We start from the raw sequence: 9,643 nt of genomic DNA on the forward strand, positions 1-9,643 counted from the left end.
GGGGTGACCGACATGGCCGACATCAGCCGCCGACCGTTCCTCAACCACCTGCGGGGCACGCCGACCGGCTACGTCCGCTACCTGCGCGGCGGCGCCGTGCGGCGGGAGGGTGTGGGCCTGTCGTTCTGGTACCGGCCGCGGACGGCCGTCCTGTCGGAGGTCCCGGTCGACGACCGGGAGCTGCCGCTGCTCTTCCACGCGAGGACCGCCGACTTCCAGGACGTCGCCGTCCAGGCCACGATCACCTACCGGATCGCCGATCCGGTGCTGGCCGCGACCCGGCTCGACTTCGGCGTCGACCCCGAGAACGGCGCCTGGCGCGCGAGCCCGCTCGACCAGGTCGCCGGAATGATCACCGAGACCGCCCAGCAGTACGCCGCCGAGCTGCTCGCCGGGGAGCCGCTGGCCCGCGCGCTGGTCGACGGCGTCGCCCAGGTACGCGACCGGGTCGGCTCCGGGCTCGCCGGCGACCCGCGGCTGGCGCAGACCGGGCTCGCCGTCGTCGGCGTGCGCGTCGTCGCGATCCGGCCGGAGCCGGAGATGGAGAAGGCGCTGCGCACGCCCACCCGGGAGCAGGTCCAGACCGAGGCGGACCGCGCCACCTACGGCCGGCGTGCCCTCGCCGTCGAGCAGGAGCGCCGGATCGCCGAGAACGAGCTGCAGAACAAGATCGAACTGGCCCGGCGCGAGGAGCAGTTGGTGGTCCAGCGCGGCGCCAACGAGCGCCGGCGGACGACGGAGGAGGCGGCCGTCGCCCGGATCGCCGCCGAGGCCGAGGGCGAACGCCTGCGCCTGGCGGCGGACACCGAGGCCGAGCGCACCCGGATCGAGGCCGCGGCGCGCGCCGAGGCCGTGCGGGTGCTCGGCGCCGCCGAGGGCGACGCGGAGGCGGCCAAGGTGGCGGCGCTGCGCGGGCTGGACCAGCCGGCGCTGGTCGTGCTCGCGGTGCGCGACCTCGCGGCCCACCTGCCGGAGATCGGCGCCCTGACCATCACGCCCGACCTGCTGACCCAGGCGGTCGGGCGCCTCGCCGGCGTCGGCGACGCGGCCGGCGGGACCGCCGGAGGCGCGGCCGGAGGGACAGCCGGAGGCCGGGCGTGAGCACGCTGCCACCCCGGGTCGTCCTCGTCTACCGCCGGTCCGAGTACGACGAGCTGCTCGACCGGCACGGCACCGCCGGGCAGGCCGGCTACTTCCTCGCCAGCCGGGGCCGGGACCTCGACGAGGTGGCGAGCCGGCGCGACGCCGAGCTCGCCGCCCGCCGGGCGGTGACGTCGGCGATGCCGGCGGCCTGGCGGCGCGGCGAGGTCGAACGCGCCGACCTGGACCGTTTCCTGTTCGGCCCGGAGGACATCGTCGTCTGCGTGGGCCAGGACGGGCTGGTCGCCAACGTCGCGAAGTACGTCGACCACCAGCCGGTGATCGGGATCAACCCGCACCCCGGCCGCAACCCCGGCGTGCTGGTGCGGCATGACGCCCGGGCCGCGGCGAGCCTGCTCGCCGCCGCCGGGCAGGTGCTCGCCGCCGGAACCTCCCCGGCGGGAACCCCCAGCCCGGCCGACCCGGGAGGAGCCGTGGGTACCGCGGCGGTGGAGCGGGCCGCGACGGTGGACCGGGTTGCGGCGACGGACGGTGCGGTGGCGATGGACGGGGCCGGCCGGCGGCCGGCGCGCGCCGCCGCCAAGGTGCCCCTGACCCCGCTGACTATGGTCGAGGCGCTCGCCGATGACGGCCAGCGGCTGTCCGCGCTGAACGAGGTGTTCGTCGGCGACGCCAGCCACCAGACAGCCCGCTATGTTCTCGAGCCGCCCGACGCGGCGTTCCCGGCCGGCGGGGCGTTCCTGGCCGGCGGGGCCTTCCTGGGTGGTGGGGCGTTCCCGGCTGGTGGGGCGCTCCCGGCCGGTGGGGTGCTCCCGGCCGGTGGGGTGCTCCCGGCCGGTGGGGTGCTCCCGGCTGGCGGGGCGCTCCTGGCCGGTGGGGCGGTCCCGGCGGCCGCGCCGGTGCCGGGTGAGCCGGCGACGAAAGGAGGACGGCGCCGGCGCCGGGGGCAGAACCAGGCGGGGCAGGCGGCCGCGCGCGGCGCGGGGCGGCGGCCGGCGGGCGAGCGCCAGGCCTCGTCCGGCCTGCTCGTCGGTACTGGCACGGGAGCGACCGGGTGGTGCGGCTCGGTCTGGCGGGAACGGCGCAGCGAGCTCACGCTGCCGGACCCGGCTGGCGCCGCGCTGGTCTGGTTCGTCCGGGAGGCATGGCCGTCGCCGGGAACGGGCACCAGCTGCACCGAGGGGATGCTGACCGGTTCCGCGCGCCTCGAGCTGACCGTCGAGTCGGAGCGGATGGTGGCGTTCGGGGACGGGATCGAGACCGACGCGATCCGGCTGTCGTGGGGGCAGCGACTGTCGATCGGCGTCGCGGGCCGCCGTCTGCGGCTGTTGTAACCGGCCGGGTCGTGAGACTGGGGTCGCGGGGGTCGAGACCTGGGTGGGGTGCGCGCCGGGGGTGCGCGCTAGGCGGGCTGCTCCGGCCGCCTTGTGGTTCAGGACAGCGCGGTAGCCACCATGATCACGGGAAGGGGCTCACCCGACTCCCCTGATCGCATCCGGTCATAGCCTGTGGGGCGCTCGCTCCGTGATCCCATGGGCTGTGGTGCCGAAACTGGGTCGCTTCCGGCACCACAGCCCATGGGCCGATCCCAGGACCGGACGGTGGCCAGGGCTCACCGCCCAGCGTGGCCAGCGCGAAGGCCTGTAGGGCTTCCCGCGGATCATGTCCCGTGGTCCCGGACCGCCGATCCGCGCACACAATCAGTGATCTTGGCACCGGCCCAGTCGGAGCAGCCCGACGAAGTGCTACCAGTGCTACCAGTGCGTTACCGGCGATGTTCGCCTTGTCGCTCCCAGTTGTTCCGCGGGCGGTGTGCCCGAAGTGTCAGTGAGAACGTGTGCCTGGGCCGTGCCGTCGCTGATTCTTCGCCGGCGCCGGCCCATGGCGCCAGCCAGAGACTGGTCGAACCCTGGCTGAGGCGGCACCGGTGCCGGCCCCGCCAGGATCCGCCCTGTCTCGACGCCGGACATGATCGCCGTTTCTGCCCTGGAGAGGTCGTGACCTGGCCTTGTCCGCGACCTCTCCAGGGCACTATCGGCGATCATGTGTAGCGGGCCAGCGTCGGCGGTCGCGGAACTAGCTGTGGAAGCGCTCGATGGCCTTGCGCACGCGGGAGTTGGCCTGCGCGAAAGTGATCTTGCCGTCGACGTACGCCGACAGCGCGGCACGCCGTACGCGCTCGGCGCGTGGGTCCTCGAGCGGGGTGTTGAGCAGGTTTGTCGTGGCAGTCGCCACGGCGATCACCTCCCGGTTCCGGGGACAAATGGGGAAACAGAACAGCGCTGGTGTGGGGTGAAAGCGCCGCCGCGACGTTGCGAGCGGGTGGCGGCGGGTGCCGCCGACAGCTGTGCCGGTGCTGGTCCGCGAGCGCCGCTACGAGGGGGGTGCGCCCAGCGGACCGATGATCGGTGCGGCGTACCGCGCCTGGCCTCGCGCCGCGGCCGCGCGAGCATGGGCCGGAGCCAGCCGGACCGACCGGGCGAACAGGCCGCGGTCGCGCGCCGGCGCCGGGCACGACGCGAGGGCCACCTGGGACCGGCTCACGGCGATCACGGCTGCGCTCCTCGTACGGCCGGCGGGGATGACCCGCTTCCACTACAACGTCGTCTGTGCCCTCCGCGTCCGGCGTTGCCTCGCCAGCCGCGTCGGGCCTCGTTGGTTCGGCGGGCCACCACCTGGGCGCTGTGCCGGGCGGCGGGGCGGGTACCGCTCCGATAACGCACCGATCGACACAAACCCGGGTGAACGTCATATCAACGCAGCCCGACCGAACCTCTACAAGAGTGCGCGACAGTTGGCGGTCATGCAAGAGCCAAAAGGGCCGTGTCGGGACGTTCGGCGCCGCGACTTCGTTCCCGTGCCTACAACCTTGTTCCGACAACGACCCGGCATCCGGGCGAGCCACCCTTGTCGGATCGCGCATCCAGCGGCGGGCGGTTCAGGCAACGCGATCGCGCGCGCCGGGATCTCGCGACCAGGCGTCCGCCGGGTGCATGTGGTCTGTGCATCTGACGGTGCATCTGCCTAATGCATCCGTCGCGCCCGCCATGCGGTCCCGCATCAGCGGCGCGGGGTGAGCGGGATCCGGTGAGCCCGATGAGTGGGCCGCGCGCCGGGGCGAGGCGGGGCGAGGCGAGGGCGGGGGCGGGGGCGGGGCGAGGTGGGGGCGATGCGGCGGCGCCATCCGCGGCCTGAGCGGAGCCGGGCGGGGGCCGATGACGCGGAACACTCTTCGGCGTGCCGGCGTGCCGGCGTGCCGGCGTGCCGGCGTGCCGGCGTGCGGGCGTGCCCGCGTGCCGGCGTGCCCGCGGACTCGTGGGCACACGGACTCGTGGGCACACGGCCGAGAGCTGGGCGCCCGCCGGCGGCGACGCTGAGGCGGCGGCGACCTGAGCCGGTGGCGGCCCGCTCGTCGGCCACTTCGACATGCCTGCCAGCGGTGTCGCCGACGAGCGCGCCGGGGCGGGCCTGACGATGGGCCCAGTGCGCTGGGCGGGACCGGCGGGCGTCCGGGCGCCCGCGGCCTCGTGGAAGGGGTGGTGTCCTGGCCGGGCCTGGCCGGGCCGGCGGCGGTTCGCCTGCCGGCCGGGCCGGACCACCGGATCCGACCGTCGCCGCGGCTGGATCCTCGGAACCGCGACAACACGCGTGTGCTGATGCGCGTCTCCTGATGCGCATCGCCCGCGGCCCCGAGGGCGGGACCGAGCCGGGCGTCGGCTCAGCGCCGGTCGAACTCGCCCTCGCTCGCGCCGGCGAGGAAGGCGTCCCACTCCGCGGCGGAGAACGCCAGCACCGGACCGGTCGGGTTCTTCGAGTCGCGCACCACCATGCCGTCGCCGAGCGGCGCGACCTCGACGCACATCCCGCCGGCGCCGTTGCTGTAGCTGCTGGTGCGCCAGCTCAGCGTGGCCACCTCCACGCCGGTGAGCGATGGCTTCGCGTATTTGTTCACTTCATTTCCTCCGCAATGGATGAAATCATCTGCATCGACTCCTCCGGGCTCAGCGCAGAGGCCATCAGGTAGTCGAGCTTCACTCTATAGCGCCGAATTTCCGAAGCGCGTTCAAGGTAGAGGCTTCCGGCCGCCTCTTCTATATAGACCACGTCGTGGTCGCTGGAGTCCGGAAAGCCCAAAATAGAGAATGTGCTACCTAGTCCGGCGTGCGCGCCGACAGAGAACGGAAGCGCCTGGATGGTCACATTGGGGAGCTCGGCCTGTTTGGTCAGCCACTCCAGCTGGCCGCGCATGACGGTGGGCCCGCCGATCGTGCGGCGCAGCACCGCCTCGTCGAGGATCACCCACAGCCGCGGCGGGGTGTCGCCGATCAGCCGGCTCTGCCGGTCCAGCCGCAGCGCCACCTTGCGCTCGACCTCGTCGTCCGGGCTCTCCGGCGCCTCGGCCCGGATCACGTGCCGGGCGTAGTCGGCGGTCTGCAGCAGCCCGTGCACCAGCTGGGACTCGTAGACGCTGATGGACGCCGCGTCCTCCTCGAGCCCGATGTAGATCTCGAACCAGGCCGGCACCACGTCGTGGTAGTCATGCCACCAGCCGTGCCGGCGGGACTCGCGGGCGAGCGCCATCAGCGCCTCCCGGTGCCCGTGATCGTGCACGCCGTAGAGGCTCAGCAGGTCGTGGACGTCGCGGGTACGCACCGGGACCCGGCCGTTCTCCAGCCGGCTCACCTTCGACACCGAGCAGCGGAGCAGGTCGCAGACCTCCTCGACCGAGATTCCCGCCGCCTCGCGCAGCCGCCGCAGCTCGGCGCCCAGGCGCCGGCGCCGCACCGTCGGACCACCGCTCGTCGCCATCGTCGTCTTCCCTCCGGTCGCTCCGGTCCCTCGCGTCGTCCCGGGCTCGTCCGCCGCTGCCGGCGCCGGCTGGCCGGTCGGACCGGGCACCGGCGAGGAGGAGACGCCGGCGGAGTCTCCCACGCCGGTCACGGGCGCCCGATCCGCCGGCTGGCGGGCCGCGCGAGGCGGCCCTGACCGCTGGGGAGGCTGCTCCGGCTTGGGCGGCATCGTGTCCGCGCCCACCCCAACGGTGACTGCTGGCTCGCCGGTCGGGCCGGGTCCCCCGGTGGTCTCTGGTTCGCCCGCGGCCTCGCCGAGGGCGGCCGTGCCGGGCCGTGCCGGGCCGCGCGCGGGCCGCCGCCGGCCGGGGCTGACGGGCGCTGGCGAGGACTGACGCGCAGGTCCCGGGTCTGTCCGTGTTGGGTCGGTCGGATCTGACTCATAGGTGCGTCTGGCCACCGGTCTGCCACCGTCCTCGCATCCATCCGAGCATCCTGTAGCAAAACCCTTACAGAAGCTCTTGCATATGCGTCCGGCGGGCGCCATGCTTCCGGTCTGTCCTTACCTTGAGTGGCACTACAGCGCCTCAGCGTGAGAAATTGCCGGCGGATGGATGGATGGGGGGTGCGTGGACGTGAACGCGACCGCGGTCCGGCCGACTGGCCAGGTCAGCGGGTGCGCGTGCCACGCAGGACCACGCCGCCCCGCGCTTCGCCGGGCGCCGCTCGCGCGCCGCGGTGTCCACCGGCGCGCCCGGCGGCGCGCCCGGCGGCCGGCCGCCGCGCCGTGCGCGTCAGGACAGACTGTCCTCATCCACCGCCGGGCCGCGCGGCCACGACCCTCGTCCACGCGGCCCCTGGGCGGTTTCCGCTCGATCACAGGGGCGACGAAGGCGCGACCGTGTCACACGGTCGCGCCTTCGTCTGCCCGCGTCTCCTGGATTACCTGGAGTACCGATGATTTCTCGGCTTCGCGTCCGGACCTGTGGTGTCGTCCCCCGAGTCCGGCCCCAAGTGACCATGGACCTGCCGGCTCGGCGAAGCCGATCCGGCGGGGACCCCTGGCTCGCCATCGCGCCCATCGACCCGCTGTCGCCGCCGAGAGGGACGCTGGACGCTTCCCAGGAGAAGTTTGGTGTGATCGTCTTCGAGGGGGGGCCGTGGCAGGCGCGCCACGTCGTGCTCGCCTTCGACACCCCGCTGGAGGCGGCGGCCTACGCGGCCGAGCACCGGCTGTCGGACTACCTGGTCGCGCCGCTGTCGTTCCTCGCGCCGACCGGCGTGCCCCGGGCCTGACCGCGCTGACCGCGCTGGCCGGGCCGGCGCTGGCCGGTTCGACGCCGACCGGCTCCTCGATGGCGGCCGGCTCCTCGACGTCGGCCGGTTCGACGCCGGCCCGGCCGGCGGGCGGCTTCGGCCCGGCCGGCGCCGCGGCGGTCAGGGACCAGCGGCCGTTCGCGGCCGAGGAGCCGCCCGCCGGCGAGGCCGCCCACGACGCGCGACCGGCGGACGTCGCCGGCCGTGTCCACACCAATGCCGGATCGATCATCCGGGTGCTGACCGCAGCGTGGCGGTCGATGGGTCGTCCGTGCTCGGAGATCCCGAGATTCATCGGGCTCTCCGGCAAGGAGCCGGCGACCGCGCCCGGACGGCCTGGAAACCGGCGCCGCTCTCTGGAGAAAGGCGTGACGATGACGACCCGCCCATACCTGGTGTTCGACGGAGACGGCGAGCTGGTTGGCAGCTTCCCGGACTGGGAGACCGCGCACATCTGGGCGCACCGGCGCTCGGTCGAGCCCAGGACCTCGCGGCCGGTCCAGATAGAGGACCGCGCCGGCCGGCGTACCTGGACCGTCGAGGGCGGCAACTGCCGTCTCACGGTCTGGCGCCGCCGCGTCGAGTACGGCTACTGCGTCGAGGAACGCCACCCCCGCGTGGTCCCCCTCCGTACCCACGCCTGGGCCTCCTGACCGCGCCGGGGCGCGCCGGGCGCGCCCCGGGTCCGCGGCCCACGGCGCCCGCGCACCGCCCCTCGGACGTCCCGCGGCCTTCCCGCGGATCTTGTCGAGACCGTTCGGCCGCCGATCCGCGTACGCATCCGATGATCATTGGCCTGTGGGGGCTGGCGACTTCCTTGATCGTCGGATGTGTGTACTTTTCGGCGATTTCTGCCACTTTTTGTCCCTGAACTTCGTGCGGAACCGGTGATCTCCCGGCGAGACCGGTCCGGGGCGGGGCGAAGATCGCCGGTTGCGTGCGCGGATCGGCGGTCCGGAAGCGCGCGACGTGATCCACGGGAAGCGCGCTAGAGATGACGGTGGAGGAAGGCGGCGGCGGCGTCGGCGGCCTGGGTGACGTAGGGCTCGGTGTCGTAGAGGTCGATGTGGCGGGCGCTGTCCAGCCAGGCGATCTCCTTTGTTCCGGCGGAGCGGTCGTGGAAGGCGGCGGCCAGCTCAGGAGAGCAGTAGTCGTCGACCCTTCCGTGGATCAGCAACTGAGGTGTGTCCTCGAGGAGGGGCGCGGCGGCCAGGGCGTCGAGGGTCAGGAGCGAGTGCAGGGAGCCCCGGGTCACTCGGTTCTCCCAGTGCGGAGAGGCGGAACGGTCTGTTCCGTAGTAGGCGTACGGCTCCGGGCCGCCCATCGCGGCCTCCCCGCCGTCCGGGGCTACCGCGGGCAGGTACTCGTCGTAGCGATCCAGAAAACCCCGGAGCGCGGAACGGTAGGCGGCGACACCCATGGTCGCCGCGAACCAGGACGGGCTGTTGTACGCCCCGGCGACGCCGACGACCGCTCGCAGCCGGGGGTCGGTGGCCGCGGCGCGCACGGCGTGACCGCCCCCGAGGCAGATTCCGACGACGCCGATCCGGTCGGCGTCGACCTCGGGCCGTCCGGCGAGCAGGCCGACGGCGGCGCGCAGGTCGTCGAGCTTGCCCTGGCTGTCCTCGTGGCCCCGGCGTCCCTCGCTCTCGCCGAAGCCACGATGGTCGAACGCGAGGGTGACGAAACCGGCCTCGGCGAGCCGGTCCGCGTAGGTCGCGACGACCTGTTCCTTGACCCCGGTGAACGGGCCGGTGAGGACCAGGGCCGGTGAGGGCCCGGAGGGGTCGAGAATCCGCAGGTCACCGACGAGTCGGAGGCCGGTGGCGGAGAAACTGACCCGCTCGGTGCGGACGGCGGCCGTCGACCCGAGATCCATGACGATGTGCTCCTACTTGGGGGGTGGTGTCCTGCGCTTGGGCGCGGTGGTGGCGAAGCGATCGGCGGCCCGGAGGGCGTCTGGAAGGCCCGAACCGTCAAGGGGACGAGCCAGGCCGCTCGGTCCCGCACGACGGTAGATTGATCAGACAGCGGCGGCCAGAAGGCACCTTCAGGTGCCCATCGCCGCTGCTGGTGGTCGTCGAACGGGGCGTGTCGCGGCATGGCGGCGGACCCAGCCGTGTCCGTCCGACCAGCGATTCCCGCGCAGGAAGGCGCCGATGATGCTCGTCATCCCCGACGTTCTGGAAGCCAGCTGCGCGACGCGCCAGGCTCTGGAGCGCCTCGCGGCGAAGTGGCGGGTGCTCCTCGTCTACGCGTTGCTGGCCGGCCCGCAGCGGCACGCGGATCTACGCCGCCGCCTGCCCGACATCACTCAGAAGGTGCTAACTGAGACCCTGCGCGGCATGCAGGCCGACGGCCTCGTCGAGCGCCGTGTCCTCAAGGACACGGCGCCACAGCACGTCGAATACGCCCGCACCCCGCGCGGCCAGACC

At 73.6% G+C, this 9,643-nt stretch carries 9 protein-coding genes; 5 read left to right on the forward strand and 4 right to left on the reverse strand.

The genetic code is table 11. The features are described from left to right. Positions 1-12: 12 nt before the first annotated feature. Both I6A81_RS24805 and I6A81_RS46320 read left to right on the forward strand, forming a co-directional pair. Positions 13-1,101: an SPFH domain-containing protein gene (locus I6A81_RS24805; RefSeq protein ID WP_203001348.1), complete on the forward strand. Its 1,089-nt coding sequence runs from the start codon at positions 13-15 to the stop codon at positions 1,099-1,101. Next, positions 1,098-2,435 carry a hypothetical protein gene (locus I6A81_RS46320; RefSeq protein WP_407661376.1) on the forward strand — a complete coding sequence of 446 codons (1,338 nt, stop codon included), beginning with the start codon at positions 1,098-1,100 and terminating at the stop codon, positions 2,433-2,435. The genes I6A81_RS24805 and I6A81_RS46320 overlap by 4 nt, the downstream gene beginning before the upstream one ends. A 742-nt stretch (positions 2,436-3,177) precedes the next feature. Here I6A81_RS46320 and I6A81_RS24825 read toward each other — a convergent pair. The 3 genes from I6A81_RS24825 to I6A81_RS24835 form a co-directional block, all read right to left on the reverse strand. Further along, entirely contained in the window at positions 3,178-3,336 is a 159-nt protein-coding gene (locus I6A81_RS24825; RefSeq protein WP_198543549.1) for a hypothetical protein, read from the reverse strand. 1,483 nt (positions 3,337-4,819) lie between these two features. Next, entirely contained in the window at positions 4,820-5,053 is a 234-nt protein-coding gene (locus I6A81_RS24830; protein WP_203001350.1) for a DUF397 domain-containing protein, read from the reverse strand. Beyond that, positions 5,050-5,910: a helix-turn-helix domain-containing protein gene (locus tag I6A81_RS24835; RefSeq protein ID WP_203001352.1), complete on the reverse strand. Its 861-nt coding sequence runs from the start codon at positions 5,908-5,910 to the stop codon at positions 5,050-5,052. The genes I6A81_RS24830 and I6A81_RS24835 overlap by 4 nt, the downstream gene beginning before the upstream one ends. A 1,118-nt stretch (positions 5,911-7,028) precedes the next feature. Here I6A81_RS24835 and I6A81_RS43870 point away from each other — a divergent pair. After that, on the forward strand, positions 7,029-7,187 hold the full coding sequence (locus tag I6A81_RS43870; RefSeq protein ID WP_307874890.1) for a hypothetical protein: 159 nt from the start codon (positions 7,029-7,031) through the stop codon (positions 7,185-7,187). A gap of 59 nt (positions 7,188-7,246) precedes the next feature. After that, on the forward strand, positions 7,247-7,861 hold the full coding sequence (locus tag I6A81_RS43875; protein ID WP_238428544.1) for a hypothetical protein: 615 nt from the start codon (positions 7,247-7,249) through the stop codon (positions 7,859-7,861). Between the two features lie 335 nt (positions 7,862-8,196). Here I6A81_RS43875 and I6A81_RS24850 read toward each other — a convergent pair whose 3' ends face one another. After that, positions 8,197-9,087 (reverse strand): alpha/beta hydrolase, encoded by an 891-nt coding sequence (locus I6A81_RS24850; RefSeq protein WP_203001356.1) that lies wholly within the window; start codon positions 9,085-9,087, stop codon positions 8,197-8,199. Between the two features lie 280 nt (positions 9,088-9,367). Between I6A81_RS24850 and I6A81_RS24855 the strand changes: the two genes are divergently transcribed. Then, the coding region (locus I6A81_RS24855) for a winged helix-turn-helix transcriptional regulator (protein ID WP_203010317.1) at positions 9,368-9,643 on the forward strand (276 nt) is incomplete at its 3' end.

It is taken from the genome of Frankia nepalensis (assembly GCF_016786325.1).
In the GTDB taxonomy this organism is placed as follows: domain Bacteria; phylum Actinomycetota; class Actinomycetes; order Frankiales; family Frankiaceae; genus Pseudofrankia; species Pseudofrankia nepalensis.

Coding starts and splice junctions, on each gene's coding strand:
- I6A81_RS43875 (WP_238428544.1), top strand. CDS start 7,247: ATGGCGGCCGGCTCCTCGACGTCGGCCGGTTCGACGCCGGCCCGGCCG.
- I6A81_RS24805 (WP_203001348.1), top strand. CDS start 13: ATGGCCGACATCAGCCGCCGACCGTTCCTCAACCACCTGCGGGGCACG.
- I6A81_RS24850 (WP_203001356.1), bottom strand. CDS start 9,087: ATGGATCTCGGGTCGACGGCCGCCGTCCGCACCGAGCGGGTCAGTTTC.
- I6A81_RS24835 (WP_203001352.1), bottom strand. CDS start 5,910: ATGGCGACGAGCGGTGGTCCGACGGTGCGGCGCCGGCGCCTGGGCGCC.